This is a genomic window from Streptomyces sp. NPDC020983 (genome assembly GCF_044333485.1).
Lineage (GTDB): Bacteria > Actinomycetota > Actinomycetes > Streptomycetales > Streptomycetaceae > Actinacidiphila.
Map to the genome: position 1 here is coordinate 465,440 of NZ_JBIRRA010000006.1, position 17,991 is coordinate 483,430.

Consider the following 17,991-nt stretch of genomic DNA (forward strand, 5'->3'; position numbering starts at 1 on the left):
AGCCCCCTAGGATTCCCTCTATCACCTCACCGGTCTGAATCATCGACAGGAACCCCATGAGCGACACTTCCTCTCCCTTCGGCTTCGAGCTCGTGCGTCGCGGATATGACCGCGGACAGGTGGACGACCGCATCACCAAACTCGTCGCCGACCGTGACAGCGCGCTGACCCGCATCACCGCGCTGGAGAAGCGCATCGAGGAACTCCACCTCGAAACCCAGAACGCCGCGGCTCAGGTGAACGACGCCGAGCCGTCCTACGCCGGTCTCGGTGCCCGGGTCGAGAAGATCCTGCGGCTCGCCGAGGAGGAGGCCAAGGATCTCAGGGAGGAGGCGCGCCGGGCGGCCGAGCAGCACCGCGAGCTGGCCGAGTCGGCCGCCGCCCAGGTGCGCAACGACGCCGAGGCGTTCGCGTCCGACCGCAAGGCCAAGGCCGAGGACGAGGGCGCGCGGATCGTCGAGAAGGCCAAGGGCGACGCCGCCAACCTGCGCAGCGAGGCGCAGAAGGACGCGCAGGCCAAGCGCGAGGAGGCCGACGCGCTGTTCGAGGAGACGCGCGCCAAGGCCGCCCAGGCCGCCGCGGACTTCGAGACCAACCTCGCCAAGCGCCGTGAGCAGTCCGAGCGCGACCTGGCCTCGCGTCAGGCGAAGGCGGAGAAGCGGCTCGCGGAGATCGAGCACCGCGCCGAGCAGCTGCGCCTGGAGGCGGAGAAGCTGCGCACCGACGCCGAGCGCCGCGCCCGCCAGACGGTGGAGACCGCGCAGCGGCAGTCCGAGGACATCGTCGCCGACGCCAACGCGAAGGCCGACCGGATCCGCAGCGAGTCCGAGCGCGAGCTGGCGGCGCTCACCAACCGCCGCGACAGCATCAACGCGCAGCTGACCAACGTCCGCGAGATGCTGGCGACGCTGACCGGTGCGGCGGTCGCCGCGGCGACCACGCCGGAGGACGAGCCGATCTCCCGCAGCGTCCCGGCGCAGCAGTCCCGCTGACCCGGCCGTTACCCCCGGCAGGCGGGCGACTCCCCCGTTCGCCCGGCACGCCGGGGCCCGAGGTGGCAACCCCTATTCCGCGGCCCCCGCCCCCGAAACGGTGCGGGGGCTGCGGCGTATCTTGCTAGCCTCGGCCCATGATTGAGTTGCAGGGGCTCACGAAGCGGTACGGGGACAAGACCGCAGTCGACCATCTGACCTTCACCGTGCGGCCCGGCGTGGTGACCGGTTTTCTCGGCCCCAACGGCGCGGGCAAGTCCACCACGATGCGGATGATGCTGGGCCTGGACTCGCCGACCAGCGGCGACGTCCGGATCGACGGCAAGCACTACGCACAGCTCAGCGAGCCCCTCAAGCACATCGGGGCGCTGCTGGACGCCAAGTCGATCCACGGCGGGCGCACCGCGTACAACCACCTGCTGTGCATCGCGCAGTCCAACCGCATCCCCACCCGGCGGGTGAACGAGGTGCTGGAGACGGTGGGCCTGACGGCGGTGGCCCGCAAGCGGTCCAAGGGGTTCTCCCTCGGCATGGGGCAGCGTCTCGGCATCGCGGCGGCGCTGCTCGGCGACCCGGAGATCCTGATGTTCGACGAGCCGGTCAACGGACTGGACCCGGAGGGCATCCACTGGATCCGCAACCTGATGAAGGGGCTCGCGGCGCAGGGCCGTACGGTCTTCGTCTCCAGCCACCTGATGAGCGAGATGGCGCTGACCGCCGAGCACCTCATCGTCATCGGGCGCGGCCGGCTGCTCGCGGACACCTCGATGGCGGAGTTCATCGAGCGCAACTCGCGGTCGTACGTCCGGGTGCGCACCCCGCAGCCCGAGCGCCTGAAGGACCTGCTGGCGCAGGCCGGGCACGCCACCGTGACCGCCGCGGACGGCGCCTTCGAGGTCACCGGTGTGGAGGCCGCGCAGCTCGGCGAACTCGCCGCCGAGCACCAGCTGGTGCTGCACGAACTGAGCCCGCAGCGGGCGTCGTTGGAGGAAGCTTTCATGCAGCTGACCGCCGAGTCGGTCGAATACCACGCCCACGGGGCCGTGGTGCCGGGCGCGCCCGTGCCGCCGCCGCAGCCCGGCCAGCCGGCCGCCGCGCCGCCACCGCAACCGGGCGAGCAGGAGTGGGGCTCCGAATGGCGCAACTCCGGTTCCGGAAAGGGGCGCTGACATGGCTGCGCCTTCCGCCGTCCTGCTCTCGGAGTGGACGAAGATCCGGTCGGTCCGCTCAACGATCTGGACGCTGGCCCTCTCCTTCCTCGTGACCGTCGCCCTCGGCGCGATCATCTGCCTGGTGTTCAACAACACCTGGGACTCGCTGTCGGACCACGACAAGGCGACCTTCGACCCGACCGCCACCGGCTTCGTCGGGATGCAGCTCGGCCAGCTCGCGCTGATCGTCTTCGGCGTGCTGGTCATCGCCAGCGAGTACAGCACCGGCATGATCCGCACCTCGCTCGCCGCGGTGCCGCAGCGCAGCGCCTTCTACACCAGCAAGGTCGCCGTCGCGGGCGGCCTGGCCCTCGTGGCGTCGATGGCCACCAGCTTCGTGGTGTTCTTCCTCGGCCAGTCGCTGCTGGGCTCGCACAAGGCGAAGATCAGCGACCCGGGCGTGCTGCGCGCGGTCTTCGGCGCGGGGCTCTACTCGACGCTGCTGGTACTGCTGTGCGTGGGCGCGGCGGCGATGCTGCGCAGCCCGATGCTGGGCCTGGGCATCCTGATGCCGTTCTTCTTCCTCGTCTCGCCGATCCTGTCGGCGGTGCCGAAGGTCAAGTCGGTCGCGCACTACTTCCCCGACCAGGCCGGCCAGCAGATCGTGCGCGTCGTGCCGAACACCGACGAGACGCTGTCGTACGGCCCGTGGGGCGGTATCGGCATCATGGCGCTGTGGGTCGTGGCGGCCCTCGTCGGCGGCTACGTCGTCCTGCGGCAGCGCGACGCGTAGGGCGTGCCGCACGCCGGCCGGGGCGTCAGTACCGGGGCGCGTTACGGGACCGCTGCACCTTGCTGGTGCGGCGGTCCCGCGCGTTCCAGCACGCGCGGTGCCAGTGCCGCCGGTCGTCGAGCCCGTCGTACTCCCGCCAGGCCACCACGTGGCCGACGCCGGGCGGGATCTCCTGGTCGCAGCCGGGGCAGCGGTAGTGCTTGGCGGACGCCGAGCCGGCGACCGGGCGCACCACCCACTCCTCCCCCTGCCACTCCACGGTGCCGGCGCCGCCGACCCCGGACTCCTGGCTGCGTTCCGCGGGGCGCTGGGCGCCGTACGGGCGGTTGCGTCGCGGCGACACGGGACACCTCGCCATCTGCTGGCTTCGCGGACGGCATCCAGCGTACGCGCCGGGTGCCCGCGGATCCGAAACGCGGCAGGTGCACGGCGGGTGGGCGGCGTACGCGCCGGTGCGCGCCCGCCCGAACGGCCGGATCCGCCGTCCCCCCGGCGAAAATCATGAAATCGCCGCCGAAAGCCGTGCCTTTGGCACGTGCCAGACGTTAGTCAGGGAGTCGGGACAGGACGGTCCCGGCGTCCATCCGGCGGGCCGCGAGGGGCCGCAGCAGGCCCGTGCCGCCGCCGCAGGCGAGGAGGGAGCGGGCGATGCGACTGGGGACGTTCGTACTCGCGGCCCAGTTCCCCGGGCAGGGCCAGGCAGAGCCGCTGCACCGGGCGATATCGACGGCCGAGGCCGCCGAGGCCGCGGGGCTCGACGCGGTGTGGCTGGCCGAGCACCACTTCGTACCCTACGGCGTGTGCCCGTCGGCCGTGACCCTCGCCGCGCTGCTGCTGGGCCGGACCCGGCGGCTGTCCGTCGGCACCGCGGTCAGCGTGCTGCCCACCGCCCACCCGGTCGCGCTCGGCGAGCAGGCCGCGCTGCTGCACCTCGCCTCCGGCGGGCGCTTCTCCCTCGGCGTGGGGCGCGGCGGCCCCTGGATCGACCTGGAGGTCTTCGGCGCGGGCCGGGCCGCGTACGAGAGCGGCTTCCCGGAATCCCTCGACCTGCTGCTGCGCTGGCTGCGCGAGCCCGCGGTGGCCGGATCCGGCCCCCGCTACGCCTTCCGCGAGGTCGCCGTGGTGCCCCGGCCGGACGAACTGGAGGAGCGGCCCGGGCCGGAGGTGGTGGTGGCGTGCACGTCGCCGGGCACGGTGCGGCTGGCGGCCGAACGCTGCCTGCCCATGCTGCTCGGCATGCACTGCGGGGACGACGACAAGGCCGCCATGGTCGCCCTGTGGCGGCGCACCGCCCTGGACGCGGGGCACCCGCCGGACGCCGTCGCGGCCGCCGGGCACGTGTCGGCGGGCGTCGCACAGATCGCCGACACCCGGGCGGACGCCGCCGAGACGCTGCGCAAGGCCATGCCCGGATGGCTCCAGCAGGGCCTCGCCGCGCACCGCACCGTCGACGGCGGCCCGCGCACCATGCGCGACCCGCTCGGCTACACCGACCTGCTGTGCGCCCTGCACCCCGTGGGCCCGCCGCGACTGTGCGCCGACCGGCTGGCCGCGACCGCCGCCCGCACCGGCATCACCCGCTTCGCCCTGCTCGTCGAAGGCTCGGGGGACCTCGGTGCGACGCTGCACAACGTGGCCCGCCTCGGCGCCGACGTCCTCCCGGAACTGGCCTGATCACACATGCCCCGGGCCCGTTACGGGAGCACGCCGCCGCCGGGCGCGGATCAGCAGTCGCGCAGTTCCGGGGACTGGTTCAGCACCTGCGAGCGCACCGACGTGAAGTCGGCGTAACCGGGGCCGTCCACCGCGTCGAGCGGGAAGACCGCCACCCGGTGGCAGTTCTGGAAGGCCAGGCGCACCCCGAAGTGCCGCTGGAGCGCCCCGCGTATCGCGTCACTGGCCAGCGCGCGCAGCAACTGGCCGCGCTCCTTCTCGCTGGGCGGCGGCACCAGGTTGTCGGCGAATTCCCCGCCGTCCACCTTGAGCTGTGCCACCAGCGAGCTGACCAGTTCCCACGCGTAGGGAAGGGACGTCCTGACGCAGTCGACGAATTCCTGCTCGTCGACCTCGCCTCGCTCGGCCTGTTCCAGGAGGGCCGGAGAGACGTCGAGCGACATGGGTACTCCTCTCGTGACCCCGTGAACGCACGGGGCCGTACGGACGGGATCCGGAGGGTCCGGCGACGGCATTGCCCCCACCTCGGCTCCGGGGGTCCCACCGTAGGGTCCGGGGGCTGCGCGCACCAGGAGGTAGCGCCCACAACCGGCCATTTTTCGGCCCCGGCGCGTAGTCGGCCGAACTCGTACGGTGCGGTACGCCGCTGACACGTGCCAGACGCCCGCGGCGGGCCCCGCCCGGGACGGCGGCCGCCCGCGGCCGGCCGCCGGAGGGGCTCCGAATCGCGGACGCGGGGCGGTCTTTAGTAGCGTGGCCCACCATGCGCCTCGTGATCGCCCGCTGCTCCGTCGACTACGCGGGACGGCTCTCCGCCCACCTCCCGTCCGCCACCCGGCTGCTCCTCGTCAAGGCGGACGGCAGCCTGTCCGTGCACGCCGACGACCGTGCCTACAAGCCGCTCAACTGGATGTCCCCGCCCTGCACGCTCAAGGAGGGCGAGGACGGCATCTGGACGGTCGTCAACAAGGCGGGTGAGCAACTGGTCATCACCATAGAAGAGGTGCTGCACGACTCCTCGCACGAGCTCGGCGTCGACCCCGGCCTCATCAAGGACGGCGTCGAGGCGCACCTCCAGGAACTCCTCGCCGACCGCATCGAGATCCTCGGCGAGGGCTACACCCTCATCCGCCGCGAGTACCCCACCGCGATCGGCCCCGTCGACATCCTCTGCCGCGACGCCTCCGGCGGTACGGTCGCGGTCGAGCTCAAGCGGCGCGGCGACATCGACGGCGTCGAGCAGCTCACCCGCTACCTGGAACTGCTCAACCGGGACCCCCACCTCGCCCCGGTGAAGGGCGTTTTCGCGGCCCAGGAGATCAAGCCGCAGGCGCGGGTCCTCGCGGCGGACCGGGGCCTCGAGTGCGTCGTCCTCGACTACGACGCGATGCGCGGCATCGAGGACGACAAGCTCCGCCTCTTCTGAGCGAGCCCCTGCGGGCGGCGGTGAGCGACCTCCGCCGCCCCGCGGGGCGGGAGGGCCACGGCGCCCCGCCGGGCCCCCCAGGGGCGCGGCCCCGGAGGCCGCGGCCACCCCGCCGGGCAGACCGAGGGCGCGGCCCCGGAGGCCGCGGCCACCCCGCCGGGCAGACCGAGGGCGCGGCCCCGGAGGCCGCGGCCACCCCGCCGGGCACACCAGGGGCGCGGCACCAGAGGCTGCGGCTACCCCGCCGGGCACACCAGGGGCGCGGGGAACTGCGCGAGCAACCACCCACCGGCCGGTGGTCCGGAACGGACCGAACCACCCCCGCGGGCCGGTGACAACCCGCGCCCCGCAGAGGGCCGAGCACACAGTTCCCCGCGCCCCTGAGGGCTGCCCGGCGCGTCAGCCGGCGGCCACCTCCGCCGCCGACCCGGAGGCCGACGCGGTGAGCGACGCCGGCTGATCAGGTGTTGCGGTCGTGTCGGTCGGCGAAGGCGACGCCGAGGTCGGCGTCGCGGTCGGCGACGCCGAGTGGGTCGGCGACGGCGTCGACGAGGCCGTGTGCGTCGAGCCCTTCGACGGGGTCGTGGGGCTGGGGGGCTTCGGGCCCGACGGCTGGGACGGGGTCGGGCTCGTCGACGCGCGGGTCGGGCCCGACGTCATCGGTGTTGACGGGGTCGTCGCGGGCGGGGACGTGGACGGGGTGGCCGGGGAGGTCGGCGCGGAGGACGGCGGGACGCCGGCTGCGTGGTGTCGGGGTCCGTGGCGCCCTGGCTGGTTTCCAGGGGCTTCACCTGGGGGTTCTGGTCGGAGCCGTCCGCGCCGGACGTCGCGCCCAGCGTGACCACCGTGCCGAGGACGGCCGCGAGGAGCACACCGGTGCCGGCGGCGACGAGGTTGCGGCGGGTGCCGACGACGGCGAGCCGCCTGGGGCCCGGCGAGGGCGGCGGCCCGATGACGGCGAGCGGCGCCGTCACGGCGGCGGCAGCGGCTGGCTCGTCCTCGAAGGGCAGGGTGGCGGACGGGAGTTCGAGGGGCCGCGGGGTGGGCGAGATGTCCTCGACGAGGGCGAGGGCGCGGCGGCCCACGAGGGACCCCTGACGGTCCGCGAGGACACCGCGCATGCCGACGGAGGCCTCCAGCTCGGCGCGGGCGCGGTCGTACTCGCCGTTGCAGAGGGCGAGCACGCCCAGCTCGTGGTGGAAGTACGCCTCTTCGGCCAGTTCGCCGGTGAGCCGGGCGGCCTCCTGGCCGAGCCGCAGGGCCCGCTCCCAGGCGCTCCAGTGGAGGGCCGCGGCGAAGACGGGGGCGACGGTGCGGGCGAGGAGGACGGCAGCGCCGGGGTTGCCGTTGTGGCGGCAGGCGGTCATGGACGCGAGGATCGCCTCGGCCTCGGCGGCGGCGCCGGCCGGGGTGACGGAGGGGTGGCCGCTCCACCAGGCGTAGTGGAGGGCGGCGGTGTGCGCCTGGACCTCGCTCAGCTCGCCCTCGGCGGTGAAGACGGCGGCGAGCTGGCGGGTGACGCCGGCGGCGAGCCGGTAGTGCGAGGCGACGGGGACGGCGAGCCCGACCGAGGTCATCTCGCCGAGGGCGGCATCGCCGTGGGTGTCGCCGACGAGCGCGGGCAGGTGGGACGCGTGCGGTATCTCGCCGTCGAGGGCGACGGCGAAGGCGAGGGCCTCGCGCGCGGCCTCGCTGAGCCGGGAGGCGAGCAGGCCCGCGGGGGTGGCGCTCTCGGCGAGGGTGGGCAGCGGCACGTCGGCCGCGCGTATGCGGGCGGGCGGCGTGACGGGGAACGGGCGGGGGGCGTCGTCGAAGCCGGTGAGGTCGGGCAGGGAGGGGCCGGCACCGGGTGTGCCGTTCTCCCAGACGGAGTCGTCCCGGTCGGGCTCGGCGGGGTGGCGCAGCGCGTCCCGCTGCCGCAGCAGCGCGCCGGCCTGGACGAAGCGCAGCGGCAGGCCTTCGGATTCGAACCACAGGTCGGCGGCCCAGGCGGTCTCGTCCTCGTCGAGGGCGCGGCCGGCGGCGAACGCCAGCAGGTCCACGCAGGCGGTGCGGGACAGGCCGGAGAGGTAGACGTCCTCGACCGCGGACTCGGCGGCCGGCGCGGGCGCGTCGGGGGTCGCGGAGAGCAGGAAGGCGCATTCGGGCGCGGCGGCGAGCAGTTCGGCGAGCGCGGTGCCGCCGAACTCGATGTCGTCGACGACCACGACGGCCCCGAACTCACCGAGCAGGCGCGGCAGTTCGGAGCGGTCGGGACGGTGGTCGCCGCCGGTGTACACGATGTCGTAGAGGTTCTGCAGGACGTCGCCGACGGTGCGGTGGTAGCCGGACAGCCACAGCACGCCCTCGGGGGCGAGTCCGGCGCAGGCCTTGGCGACGGCTTCGAGCAGCGCGGTGCGCCCGGCGCCGGAGGGCCCGGTGACGCGCACGGAGCGGCCGCGGGACAGCAGCCGGATGACCCGCTCGCGCTCCTCGTCCCGGTCGAGCAGGGGCAGTTCGGGCGCGGGCGGCCCGGGCGGCGGCGCGGGGCGGGCGGCGGTGAGGTGTGCGGCGCGCTCGTCACGGGTGCGCGGCACGGGGGTGCGCCGCTCCGCGGGCGGGCAGCGGACGATCTCGGTGCCGTCGATGGGGTTGACGGTGAGCAGGAAGTCGGGGGTGGTGACGCGCCGGACGCGGGCGCTGCCGCCGCTGGGGGTGCGGGTGGCGGCCATCAGCTCCAGCGGCTCGCGGGCCGCGCGTGCGGCCCTGGGCAGCAGCTCGGTGGGGGCGTCGCCGCCGGCGGGGGCCGGGGGGAAGCCGTCCGGGCCGGGCAGCGCGGGCTCCGCCGGGCGGAGCCCCTCGTACGCGCTCGGGTCGGGCCCGGGGAGGTCACGCGGCGCGGGGGCCTGCTGCTGGTAGGGCACGAGCGCACTGCGCTCGCCGCGTCCGGCGCCCTTGCGGACCCCGAAGGCGTCGAAGGGCTCGTCCTGCCCCGGGCGGCCGGGCTCGCCGTTGTGCTCGTCCATGTCCTCAGCGGTCCTCAGGGGTCCTTGGCGGTCCTTGGCGCGTCCCCGCCGGGGCGCGCGCGGCGCGCCGGGCCGGGGCCGTCGGAACCCAAACTCTAGGGGCAGAAACGGTTTCGCTGAAGCGCGGGGGCGGCTCCGGCGCCCGGTGAGCGCTCCGGGGCGCGCGTCGCCACCGGCACAAAGGGGCAGTTCGGCCGGTACCGGACCGGCGGCCCGCGAGCGAGGGGGGAGGCGGACGGAGCCCTGACGGATGCAGTTCGCGCGACCACCCGCGGCGCCCCGGGCCGGACCGGCGGTGCGACCGCACCTGACGGCACGTCGCGCGGTGCGCGGGCTAGAAGCGCTCGCCCGGCGCGGCGGCGCCTTCCGGCTCGATCGCGAGGATGCGGTGCAGCCGGGTGGCGACCAGCAGCCGCTGCATCTGCGGCGGGACGTTGCACAGCACGAGCCGCCGGTTGGCCCGGCCGGCCCTGCGGTGGGCGCCCATGATGACGCCGAGTCCGGTCGCGTCCCACGAGTCCAGCTCGGTCAGGTCGAGCACGAGGTCGCCGCAGCCGGAATCGACCGCGGTGTGCAGCGCCGTACGGGCGTCCGCCGCACTGCGGACGTCGAGGCGGCCCCCGACGACCAGCCTGGCGTGGTCGCCCCTGATGTGCATGGTCACTCTCCCGGGGAGTTCGGCACCGGCAAACGGGCTGGTCCGTATGTCTTCACACAACTGACGGCCCGTCGCAAACAGAAGTTGCCCTCCGTGAGCGAACCGATACCGAATTCACCCCTGTGGGTGATCCGGGCGGACGCCGTCCGTACGGTCAGTAGGGGTAGAAGCCCTGACCGCTCTTGCGGCCCAGGTCGCCGGCGTCCACCATGCGGCGCATGATCTCCGGCGGCGCGAACTTCTCGTCCTGGGACTCGGCGTAGATGTTGCCCGTGGCGTGCAGCAGGATGTCCACACCGGTCAGGTCGGTCGTGGCGAGCGGGCCCATGGCGTGGCCGAAGCCGAGCTTGCAGGCGGTGTCGATGTCCTCGGCGCTCGCCACCCCGGACTCGTACAGCTTGACGGCCTCGACGACGAGCGCGGAGATCAGCCGGGTGGTGACGAAGCCGGCGACGTCCCGGTTGACGACGACGCAGGTCTTCCCGACGCCCTCGGCGAACTCCCGGGCACGGGCCAGCGTCTCGTCGCTGGTCTTGTAGCCGCGGACCAGCTCGCACAGCTGCATCATCGGCACGGGAGAGAAGAAGTGCGTTCCGACGACCCGCTCCGGGTGCGCGGTGGCGGCGGCGATCTTGGTGATCGGGATCGCGGAGGTGTTGGACGCCAGCACGGTCTCCGGGCCGGTGATGCGGTCGAGCTCGCGGAAGATCTCCTGCTTGACCTCGATCTTCTCGAAGACCGCCTCGACCGCCAGGTCGGCGTCCGCAGCGGCCTCCAGGTCGGTGGTGGTGCTGATACGGGCGAGCGCCGCCCCGGCGTCGTCCGCGTCCAGCCTGCCCTTGGCGACGAAGCGGTCGAAGGACGCCTTGATGCCGTCCGTGCCGCGGGTCAGCGCCTGCTCCGTCAGGTCCCGCAGCGTCACCTCGTAGCCGGCCTGTGCCGCCACTTGCGCGATGCCCGCGCCCATCAGTCCGGCTCCGACGACGGCGAGCTTCTTCGCCACGGCACACACACCTTTCCCTGGGGCCCCTCGGGGTATTGGGTCGGACCCTAGCGCCGCCCGCGGGCGGCGCGCAGCAGGATGTCGGCCGCGTCACGGTGTGTCCTTGGTCGCACACGCCGTGACCTGCGCCCCCTGCCGCCCCTTCGCGGGCACGCTCTACGCTCGGGTCATGGTCAACCTCACCCGCATCTACACCCGCACCGGCGACGACGGGACGACAGCGCTCGGCGACATGAGCCGTACCGCCAAGACCGACAGCCGGATCTCCGCCTACGCCGACACCAACGAGGCGAACGCCGTCATCGGCACCGCGCTGGCACTCGGCGCCCTCCCGGAGGACGTGGCCGCCGTCCTGGTCCGGGTGCAGAACGACCTGTTCGACGTCGGCGCGGACCTGGCCACACCCGTCGTCCCGGACCCGGAGTACCCGCCGCTGCGCGTCGAGCAGGGGTACGTCGACCGGCTGGAGGCAGACTGCGACGCCTTCCTCGCCGGCCTGGAGAAGCTGCGCAGCTTCATCCTGCCCGGCGGCACCCCGGGCGCGGCCCTGCTGCACCAGGCCTGCACGGTCGTCCGGCGTGCGGAGCGCTCGACGTGGGCGGCGCTGGCCGAGCACGGCGACAGCATGAACGCGCTCACGGCCACGTATCTCAACCGGCTGTCCGACCTGCTGTTCATCCTGGCGAGGACGGCGAACAAGGAGCGCGGCGACGTGCTGTGGGTGCCCGGCGCGAACCGCTAGCGCGCGGGGTCAGGCGACGTTGACGCGCTGGCCGGGCGGGGCGGCCTCCAGCCAGGCCAGGAAGCCGGTCAGGGCGTCGTCGCTCATCGCCAGCTCCAGCCGGGTGCCCTGGTGCTCGCACGCCAGCACCACGGCGTCCGACAGCAGCGCCAGCTCCTCGGTGCCCTGCGGCTCGCGGCGGCCCTCGACCTCGATCGCGTGCCGCTCCAGCACCCGCCGCGGGCGCGGCGCGTAGGAGAAGACCCGGAACCACTCGACGCGGTCGCCGTTGTAGCGGGCCACCCCGTAGAGCCAGCCCTTGCCGCTGGGCTCGGCGCCCTCCGGCAGGGCGAGCCGCAGGCTGCAGTCGAAGGTGCCCCCGGAGCGCTGGATGAGCCGGCGGCGCAGCCCGAAGACGAAGAGCCCGAGCAGCAGCGCGGCCACGACCGCGCCCACCACCTCCACGGAGAGGATCATGTCACCGGCCTCCTCTCCTGGGTCTGCTGGATACGTCGCCGCCGGGCCCGGACGGGTCCGGCCCTGCGTCTGCCCTTGCTGTACGGGGGCCGCGGGCCGCCCCCTGGGGGGCGGCCCGCGGCACCGTGGTCCTGCTCGTCCTGCTCCCGCGGCGGCACCGGTCAAGCCGGAGGCACCGCGGGCTGTTCACCTAGTGTGCGCCCGCCGCGGCGGCGAGCCGCACCTCCGCCCGCCGCTGGGCGGACGCGTCGCTCTCCCCCTTGGAGCGCTCCAGCGCCCTTTCGGCGCGGGCGACGTCGATCTCCTCGGCCAGCTCGGCGACCTCGGCGAGGACGGAGAGCTTGTTGTCCGCGAAGGAGAGGAAACCGCCGTGCACCGCGGCGACCACGGTGCCACCGTCGGTGGTCCGGATCGTCACGGGGCCGGAGTGCAGCACCCCGAGCACCGGCTCGTGCGACGGCATGATGCCGATGTCGCCGGACAGGGTACGGGCGATGACCATGGCGGCCTCGCCGGACCAGATGCTGCGGTCCGCGGCCACCACCTCGACGTGAATTTCGGCCAAGACGGCTCCTCGGGTCGGCACCCACCGGCGGGCGGGGGTGCGTAAGACAAAGAATAAGGGCTGCGCGAGGGGGGCAGAGACGGTCTGCCCCCCTCGCTAGCGGCCCCGGGTCAGCTGACGCCGAGCTTCTTGGCGTTGGCCTTGAGGTCGTCCAGGCCACCGCACATGAAGAACGCCTGCTCCGGGAAGTGGTCGTACTCACCGTCGGCGATGGCGTTGAACGCCGCCACCGACTCGTCGAGCGACACGTCCGAGCCGTCCACGCCGGTGAACTGCTTCGCCGCGTGGGTGTTCTGCGACAGGAAGCGCTCGATGCGGCGGGCACGGGAGACGGTGAGCTTGTCCTCTTCGCCCAGCTCGTCGATACCGAGGATCGAGATGATGTCCTGGAGGTCCTTGTACTTCTGCAGGATGCCCTTGACGCGCATGGCGCAGTCGTAGTGGTCCTGCGCGATGTAGCGCGGGTCCAGGATGCGGGACGTGGAGTCCAGCGGGTCCACCGCGGGGTAGATGCCCTTCTCCGAGATCGGCCGCGAGAGCACGGTCGTCGCGTCGAGGTGGGCGAAGGTGGTGGCCGGCGCCGGGTCGGTCAGGTCGTCCGCGGGGACGTAGATCGCCTGCATCGAGGTGATCGAGTGACCGCGGGTCGAGGTGATCCGCTCCTGCAGCTGGCCCATCTCGTCGGCCAGGTTCGGCTGGTAGCCCACCGCGGACGGCATGCGGCCGAGCAGCGTGGACACCTCGGAACCGGCCTGGGTGAACCGGAAGATGTTGTCGATGAAGAACAGCACGTCCTGGTTCTGCACGTCGCGGAAGTACTCCGCCATGGTCAGACCGGCCAGCGCGACCCGCAGACGGGTGCCCGGCGGCTCGTCCATCTGGCCGAAGACCAGCGCGGTCTGCGGGAGAACGCCGGACTCGGCCATCTCCGCGATCAGGTCGTTGCCCTCACGGGTGCGCTCGCCGACACCCGCGAAGACGGAAACGCCCTCGTGCAGCTTCGCCACACGCATGATCATTTCCTGGATGAGCACGGTCTTGCCGACGCCCGCGCCGCCGAACAGGCCGATCTTGCCGCCCTTGACGTACGGGGTCAGCAGGTCGACAACCTTCAGGCCGGTCTCGAACATCTCGGTCTTGGACTCGAGCTGGTCGAAGGCCGGGGCCTTGCGGTGGATCGGCCAGCGCTCGGTGACCTCGGACTCGGCCTCGGGCTCGTTGAGGATCGCGCCCAGGGTGTTGAACACCCGGCCCTTGGTGACGTCGCCGACCGGCACGGTGATGCCCTCGCCGGTGTTGGTCACCGGGGCCTGGCGGACCAGGCCGTCGGTGGGCTGCATGGAGATGGCGCGGACCAGGCCGTCGCCCAGGTGCTGCGCGACCTCCAGGGTCAGCGTCTTGGTCGCGCCCTCCCGCGTCGGGTCGGCGACGTCGACGTGCAGCGCGTTGTAGATCTCCGGCATGGCGTCGACGGGGAACTCCACGTCGACGACCGGGCCGATGACCCGCGCCACCCGGCCGGTGGCGGTGGTTTCAACAGTCGTGGTCATGTGGTCAGTCACTCCCCGCGTTCGCGTCGGCCAGGGCGCTCGCGCCACCGACGATCTCGCTGATTTCCTGGGTGATGTCGGCCTGTCGGGCCGCGTTCGCAAGCCGCGTGAGCGACTTGATGAGGTCTTCCGCGTTGTCGGTCGCCGACTTCATCGCCCGGCGGCGGGCCGCGTGCTCGGAAGCGGCGGCCTGCAGCATGGCGTTGTAGATGCGGCTCTCGACGTACCGCGGCAGCAGCGCGTCCAGCACGCCCTCCGCGGACGGCTCGAACTCGTACTGCGCCCTCGCCTGCGGCTGCTTGTCCAGCTTGTCGGCCTCCTCGGAGACCGACAGCGGCATCAGCCGCCGCTCGACCGGCGTCTGCGTCATCATCGAGACGAACTCGGTGAAGACGATGTGGATCTCGTCGACCCCGCCCTCGGCCGAGTCCTTCAGGACCGCCTCGATCAGCGGCGTGGCCACCGCCTTGGCGTCGGCGTACTGCGGGCTGTCCGAGAAGCCGGTCCAGGACTGCGTGACCTTGCGGTCGCGGAAGCTGAAGTACGCCACGGACTTGCGGCCGACCAGGTAGTGGTCGACCTCCTTGCCCTCCGCGCGCAGCCGCTCGGTCAGCCGGTCCGCGGCCTTGATGGCGTTGGACGAGTAGCCGCCGGCCAGGCCGCGGTCGCTGGTGACGACCAGCACCGCGGCACGCCGGGCGTTCTCCGGCTCGGTGGTCAGCGGGTGCTTGGTGTTGGAGCCGGTCGCGACGGCCGTCACCGCACGGGTCAGTTCATCGGCGTACGGAGAAGAGGCGGCCACCTGGCGCTGCGCCTTGACGATGCGCGAGGCGGCGATCATCTCCATCGCCTTGGTGATCTTCTTCGTGGCGGTGACGGACTTGATCCGGCGCTTGTAGACCCGAATCTGTGCGCCCATGCGATCAGCCCTCGACCAGCAGCGCGCCCGAGGACGTCTCGAACTGCTTCTTGAAGGCGGCGACCGCTTCGGTGAGCGCGTCGATGGTGCCGTCCTCCAGCTTGCCGGTCTCGACGATGCCCGTGAGCAGCGACTTGTGCTCGCGGTGCAGGTAGTCGAGCAGCTCGCGCTCGAAGCGGCGGATGTCCACGACCGGTACGTCGTCCAGCTTGCCGGTGGTGCCGGCCCAGATCGAGACGACCTGGTCCTCGACGGCGTACGGGCTGTACTGGCCCTGCTTGAGCAGCTCGACCATGCGCTGGCCACGCTCCAGCTGCGCCTTGGACGCCGCGTCCAGGTCGGAACCGAAGGCCGCGAAGGCCTCCAGCTCACGGAACTGGGCGAGGTCCACGCGGAGCCGGCCGGCGACCGACTTCATGGCCTTGATCTGCGCGGAGCCACCGACGCGGGAGACCGAGATACCGACGTTCAGCGCGGGCCGCTGGCCGGCGTTGAACAGGTCGGACTCCAGGAAGCACTGGCCGTCGGTGATGGAGATGACGTTGGTCGGGATGAACGCCGAGACGTCGTTGGCCTTGGTCTCGACGATCGGCAGACCCGTCATCGAGCCGGCGCCCAGGTCGTCGGAGAGCTTCGCGCAGCGCTCCAGCAGGCGCGAGTGCAGGTAGAAGACGTCGCCCGGGTAGGCCTCGCGGCCCGGCGGACGGCGCAGCAGCAGCGACACGGCGCGGTAGGCGTCGGCCTGCTTGCTCAGGTCGTCGAAGACGATGAGGACGTGCTTGCCCTCGTACATCCAGTGCTGGCCGATGGCCGAGCCGGTGTACGGCGCCAGGTACTTGAAGCCGGCCGGGTCGGACGCGGGGGCGGCCACGATGGTCGTGTACTCCAGCGCGCCGGCCTCCTCCAGCGAGGCGCGCACGCCCGCGATGGTGGAGCCCTTCTGGCCGATGGCGACGTAGATGCAGCGGACCTGCTTCTTCGGGTCGCCGCTGCGCCAGTTGTCGCGCTGGTTGATGATCGTGTCGATGGCCAGGGCGGACTTGCCGGTCTGGCGGTCACCGATGATCAGCTGGCGCTGGCCGCGGCCGATCGGGGTCATCGAGTCGACGGCCTTCAGGCCGGTCTGCATGGGCTCGTGCACCGACTTGCGCTGCATGACGGTGGGGGCCTGCAGTTCGAGCGCGCGGCGGCCGTCGGTCGCGATCTCGCCGAGACCGTCCACCGGGTTGCCGAGCGGGTCGACGACGCGGCCGAGGTAGCCCTCACCGACCGCGACGGAGAGCACCTCGCCGGTGCGGTGCACCGACTGGCCCTCCTCGATGCCGTTGAACTCGCCGAGGACGATCGCGCCGATCTCGCGCTCCTCCAGGTTCAGCGCGAGGCCGAGCGTGCCGTCCTCGAACCGCAGCAGTTCGTTCGCCATCGCCGAGGGCAGGCCCTCGACCTTCGCGATGCCGTCTCCGGCAACGCTGACCGTACCGACCTCCTCGCGCGAGGCCGCGTCCGGCTGGTACGACTGGACAAAGGTCTCCAGCGCGTCCCGGATCTCCTCCGGCCGGATCGTGAGCTCCGCCATCTGGGTTCCCTGCTCTCCTTGTTGGGCCCGAAGTCTTCTTGGGGGCGTCGGCCCAACGCGGGCCGTCAGTGCTTGTCTGTGGTGCTTGTCTGCGCTTGCGCGGGCGGTGGTCAGCCTGCGGCCATCCTGCGGGACGCCTCGTCCAGGCGGTCCGCGATCGAGCCGTTGATGACCTCGTCACCGACCCGGACCCGGACCCCGCCGAGGACCGCGGGGTCCACGTCCAGGTTCAGGTGCACGGGGCGGCCGTAGATCCTGGCGAGGGCGTCCCCGAGGCGGCGCTTCTGCGCCTCGCTCAGCGGGATCGCCGAGACCACCTCGGCGACCGTCCGGCCGCGGCGGGCCGCGGCCAGCTTGGACAGGGATTCGATCCCGCCCTCCAGGCTACGTCCTCGCGGCGCGGTGACCAGCCTGGTGACCAGCCGTTCCGTGACGGGCTTGGCACGTCCGCCGAGCAGCCGGTGCAGCAGCTCGCCCTTGGCGGCGTCCGTACCCGCCCGGCCGCTGAGGGCGGCCCGCAGCTCGGTGCTGCCGGCGGCGATCCGGCCGAAGCGGAACAGCTCGTCCTCGACGTCGTCGAGCGTGCCGTCCTTCTCCGCCGCCGTGAGGTCGGCGGTGTCGGCCAGCTCCTCCAGCGCGTCCACCAGGTCGCGGGACTGCGACCAGCGGGACCGCACCATGCCGGCGACCAGGTCCGTGCTGTCGGCGCCGAGCCGGCTGCCGAGCAGCCGCGTCGCCAGCTGGGCCTTGGCCTCGCCGGACTGCGCCGGGTCGGTCAGGGCGCGGCGCAGCGTGGACTCGCGGTGCAGCAGGGCGGTCACGGAGGCGAGCTCGTCGGCGAGCCGGGTCACGTCGACCGACGCGTTGTCGGTCAGCGCGTCCAGCCGCTCCCTGGCGGCGCCCAGCGCCTCACGGCTCGCGCCGTTCACCGGGCCGCCTCAGCCTCTGCGGCGGAGCCGTCGAGGCTGTCGAGGAAACGGTCGATCGTGCGGCTCTGCCGGGCGGAGTCCTCCAGGGACTCGCCGACCAGCTTGCCGGCCAGGTCGGTCGCGATCCGGCCGACCTCCTGGCGCAGGGTCACCGTGACCTGGCGGCGGTCCGCCTCGATCTGGGCGTGGCCCGCGGCGACGATGGCGTCCCGCTGCCGCTGACCCTCCTCGCGCATCTCGGCGATGATCTGCGCGCCCTGCTCGCGGGCCTGCTCGGTGATCCGGGCCGCCTCGTGGCGGGCCTCGGCGAGCTGCGCCTTGTACTCCTCCAGCGTGCGGTTGGCCTCGGCCTGAGCCTTCTCCGCCCGCTCCAGGCCACCCTCGATGGCGTCATGCCGCTCCGCCAGGGTCTTCTGGATGTTCGGCAGCAGCTTCCTGCCAAGGAGGCCGAAGACGATGAAGAAGCAGAGCAGGCCGATAACCAGTTCCGCGGTGTCGGGGATGAGCGGGTTCTGCGCCCCCTCCTCCGCAAGGAAGGTCATCATGTCTGAA

The 17,991-nt window shown here is 72.8% G+C and carries 18 protein-coding genes; 6 read left to right on the forward strand and 12 right to left on the reverse strand.

All coding sequences use genetic code 11. The features are described from left to right. The first annotated feature begins 56 nt into the window (after positions 1 to 56). From ACH4SE_RS16305 to ACH4SE_RS16315, 3 genes are all read left to right on the forward strand, one after another. Positions 57 to 992: a cellulose-binding protein gene (locus ACH4SE_RS16305; protein ID WP_398544031.1), complete on the forward strand. Its 936-nt coding sequence runs from the start codon at positions 57 to 59 to the stop codon at positions 990 to 992. 137 nt (positions 993 to 1,129) lie between these two features. Then, positions 1,130 to 2,161, forward strand: a complete 1,032-nt coding sequence (locus ACH4SE_RS16310) for an ABC transporter ATP-binding protein (protein ID WP_398544032.1) — start codon at positions 1,130 to 1,132, stop codon at positions 2,159 to 2,161. Between the two features lies 1 nt (position 2,162). Beyond that, a complete protein-coding gene (locus ACH4SE_RS16315; RefSeq protein ID WP_398544033.1) occupies positions 2,163 to 2,936 on the forward strand; it encodes an ABC transporter permease in 774 nt (257 codons plus the stop codon). A 25-nt stretch (positions 2,937 to 2,961) separates the two neighbouring features. On the opposite strand, the gene ACH4SE_RS16320 is transcribed toward ACH4SE_RS16315, so the two are convergent. Next, positions 2,962 to 3,279, reverse strand: a complete 318-nt coding sequence (locus tag ACH4SE_RS16320; protein WP_398544034.1) for an ATP/GTP-binding protein — start codon at positions 3,277 to 3,279, stop codon at positions 2,962 to 2,964. A gap of 305 nt (positions 3,280 to 3,584) precedes the next feature. On the opposite strand from ACH4SE_RS16320, the gene ACH4SE_RS16325 reads away from it, so the two are divergent. Continuing rightward, entirely contained in the window at positions 3,585 to 4,610 is a 1,026-nt protein-coding gene (locus ACH4SE_RS16325; RefSeq protein ID WP_398544035.1) for an LLM class flavin-dependent oxidoreductase, read from the forward strand. 50 nt (positions 4,611 to 4,660) lie between these two features. On the opposite strand, the gene ACH4SE_RS16330 is transcribed toward ACH4SE_RS16325, so the two are convergent. Next, positions 4,661 to 5,053 (reverse strand): SCO5389 family protein, encoded by a 393-nt coding sequence (locus ACH4SE_RS16330; RefSeq protein ID WP_398544036.1) that lies wholly within the window; start codon positions 5,051 to 5,053, stop codon positions 4,661 to 4,663. 320 nt (positions 5,054 to 5,373) lie between these two features. On the opposite strand from ACH4SE_RS16330, the gene nucS reads away from it, so the two are divergent. Further along, entirely contained in the window at positions 5,374 to 6,036 is a 663-nt protein-coding gene (nucS, locus tag ACH4SE_RS16335) for an endonuclease NucS (protein WP_398544037.1), read from the forward strand. A 656-nt stretch (positions 6,037 to 6,692) separates the two neighbouring features. On the opposite strand, the gene ACH4SE_RS16340 is transcribed toward nucS, so the two are convergent. The 3 genes from ACH4SE_RS16340 to ACH4SE_RS16350 all read right to left on the reverse strand — a co-directional run bounded on the left by ACH4SE_RS16340 (position 6,693) and on the right by ACH4SE_RS16350 (position 10,702). Continuing rightward, on the reverse strand, positions 6,693 to 9,041 hold the full coding sequence (locus ACH4SE_RS16340; protein ID WP_398544038.1) for an ATP-binding protein: 2,349 nt from the start codon (positions 9,039 to 9,041) through the stop codon (positions 6,693 to 6,695). A gap of 334 nt (positions 9,042 to 9,375) precedes the next feature. Further along, the gene (locus ACH4SE_RS16345) at positions 9,376 to 9,699 is read right to left on the reverse strand and encodes an STAS domain-containing protein (RefSeq protein WP_398544039.1); all 324 of its coding nucleotides are present in this window, start codon (positions 9,697 to 9,699) and stop codon (positions 9,376 to 9,378) included. Between the two features lie 154 nt (positions 9,700 to 9,853). After that, positions 9,854 to 10,702, reverse strand: a complete 849-nt coding sequence (locus ACH4SE_RS16350; RefSeq protein WP_398544040.1) for a 3-hydroxyacyl-CoA dehydrogenase family protein — start codon at positions 10,700 to 10,702, stop codon at positions 9,854 to 9,856. Positions 10,703 to 10,871: 169 nt separating this feature from the next. Here ACH4SE_RS16350 and ACH4SE_RS16355 point away from each other — a divergent pair, with 169 nt between their 5' ends. After that, on the forward strand, positions 10,872 to 11,444 hold the full coding sequence (locus ACH4SE_RS16355; RefSeq protein ID WP_398544041.1) for a cob(I)yrinic acid a,c-diamide adenosyltransferase: 573 nt from the start codon (positions 10,872 to 10,874) through the stop codon (positions 11,442 to 11,444). A gap of 9 nt (positions 11,445 to 11,453) precedes the next feature. Here ACH4SE_RS16355 and ACH4SE_RS16360 read toward each other — a convergent pair whose 3' ends face one another. From ACH4SE_RS16360 to ACH4SE_RS16390, 7 genes are all read right to left on the reverse strand, one after another. Continuing rightward, a complete protein-coding gene (locus ACH4SE_RS16360; RefSeq protein WP_398544042.1) occupies positions 11,454 to 11,900 on the reverse strand; it encodes a DUF2550 domain-containing protein in 447 nt (148 codons plus the stop codon). 190 nt (positions 11,901 to 12,090) lie between these two features. After that, complete coding sequence (locus ACH4SE_RS16365) at positions 12,091 to 12,465, reverse strand: F0F1 ATP synthase subunit epsilon (RefSeq protein ID WP_398544043.1); 375 nt, start codon at positions 12,463 to 12,465, stop codon at positions 12,091 to 12,093. Between the two features lie 110 nt (positions 12,466 to 12,575). Continuing rightward, positions 12,576 to 14,015, reverse strand: coding sequence for a F0F1 ATP synthase subunit beta (atpD, locus tag ACH4SE_RS16370; protein ID WP_398544044.1), 1,440 nt, complete (start codon positions 14,013 to 14,015; stop codon positions 12,576 to 12,578). Positions 14,016 to 14,019: 4 nt separating this feature from the next. Next, entirely contained in the window at positions 14,020 to 14,934 is a 915-nt protein-coding gene (locus tag ACH4SE_RS16375) for a F0F1 ATP synthase subunit gamma (protein ID WP_398544045.1), read from the reverse strand. 4 nt (positions 14,935 to 14,938) lie between these two features. After that, positions 14,939 to 16,510, reverse strand: coding sequence for a F0F1 ATP synthase subunit alpha (gene atpA / locus ACH4SE_RS16380; protein WP_398544046.1), 1,572 nt, complete (start codon positions 16,508 to 16,510; stop codon positions 14,939 to 14,941). A gap of 110 nt (positions 16,511 to 16,620) precedes the next feature. Further along, complete coding sequence (locus ACH4SE_RS16385; protein WP_398544047.1) at positions 16,621 to 17,439, reverse strand: F0F1 ATP synthase subunit delta; 819 nt, start codon at positions 17,437 to 17,439, stop codon at positions 16,621 to 16,623. Continuing rightward, positions 17,436 to 17,984, reverse strand: coding sequence for a F0F1 ATP synthase subunit B (locus tag ACH4SE_RS16390; protein WP_398544048.1), 549 nt, complete (start codon positions 17,982 to 17,984; stop codon positions 17,436 to 17,438). Before ACH4SE_RS16390 ends, ACH4SE_RS16385 begins: the two co-directional genes overlap by 4 nt. Positions 17,985 to 17,991: the final 7 nt, after the last annotated feature.

Excerpts from the sequence above, each read along its gene's own strand:
- ACH4SE_RS16375 (WP_398544045.1), bottom strand. The coding sequence starts at position 14,934 with ATGGGCGCACAGATTCGGGTCTACAAGCGCCGGATCAAGTCCGTCACC.
- ACH4SE_RS16345 (WP_398544039.1), bottom strand. The coding sequence starts at position 9,699 with ATGCACATCAGGGGCGACCACGCCAGGCTGGTCGTCGGGGGCCGCCTC.
- ACH4SE_RS16340 (WP_398544038.1), bottom strand. The coding sequence starts at position 9,041 with ATGGACGAGCACAACGGCGAGCCCGGCCGCCCGGGGCAGGACGAGCCC.
- atpD (WP_398544044.1), bottom strand. The coding sequence starts at position 14,015 with ATGACCACGACTGTTGAAACCACCGCCACCGGCCGGGTGGCGCGGGTC.
- ACH4SE_RS16325 (WP_398544035.1), top strand. The coding sequence starts at position 3,585 with ATGCGACTGGGGACGTTCGTACTCGCGGCCCAGTTCCCCGGGCAGGGC.
- atpA (WP_398544046.1), bottom strand. The coding sequence starts at position 16,510 with ATGGCGGAGCTCACGATCCGGCCGGAGGAGATCCGGGACGCGCTGGAG.
- ACH4SE_RS16330 (WP_398544036.1), bottom strand. The coding sequence starts at position 5,053 with ATGTCGCTCGACGTCTCTCCGGCCCTCCTGGAACAGGCCGAGCGAGGC.
- ACH4SE_RS16390 (WP_398544048.1), bottom strand. The coding sequence starts at position 17,984 with ATGATGACCTTCCTTGCGGAGGAGGGGGCGCAGAACCCGCTCATCCCC.
- ACH4SE_RS16360 (WP_398544042.1), bottom strand. The coding sequence starts at position 11,900 with ATGATCCTCTCCGTGGAGGTGGTGGGCGCGGTCGTGGCCGCGCTGCTG.
- ACH4SE_RS16305 (WP_398544031.1), top strand. The coding sequence starts at position 57 with ATGAGCGACACTTCCTCTCCCTTCGGCTTCGAGCTCGTGCGTCGCGGA.
- ACH4SE_RS16355 (WP_398544041.1), top strand. The coding sequence starts at position 10,872 with ATGGTCAACCTCACCCGCATCTACACCCGCACCGGCGACGACGGGACG.
- ACH4SE_RS16315 (WP_398544033.1), top strand. The coding sequence starts at position 2,163 with ATGGCTGCGCCTTCCGCCGTCCTGCTCTCGGAGTGGACGAAGATCCGG.
- ACH4SE_RS16310 (WP_398544032.1), top strand. The coding sequence starts at position 1,130 with ATGATTGAGTTGCAGGGGCTCACGAAGCGGTACGGGGACAAGACCGCA.
- nucS (WP_398544037.1), top strand. The coding sequence starts at position 5,374 with ATGCGCCTCGTGATCGCCCGCTGCTCCGTCGACTACGCGGGACGGCTC.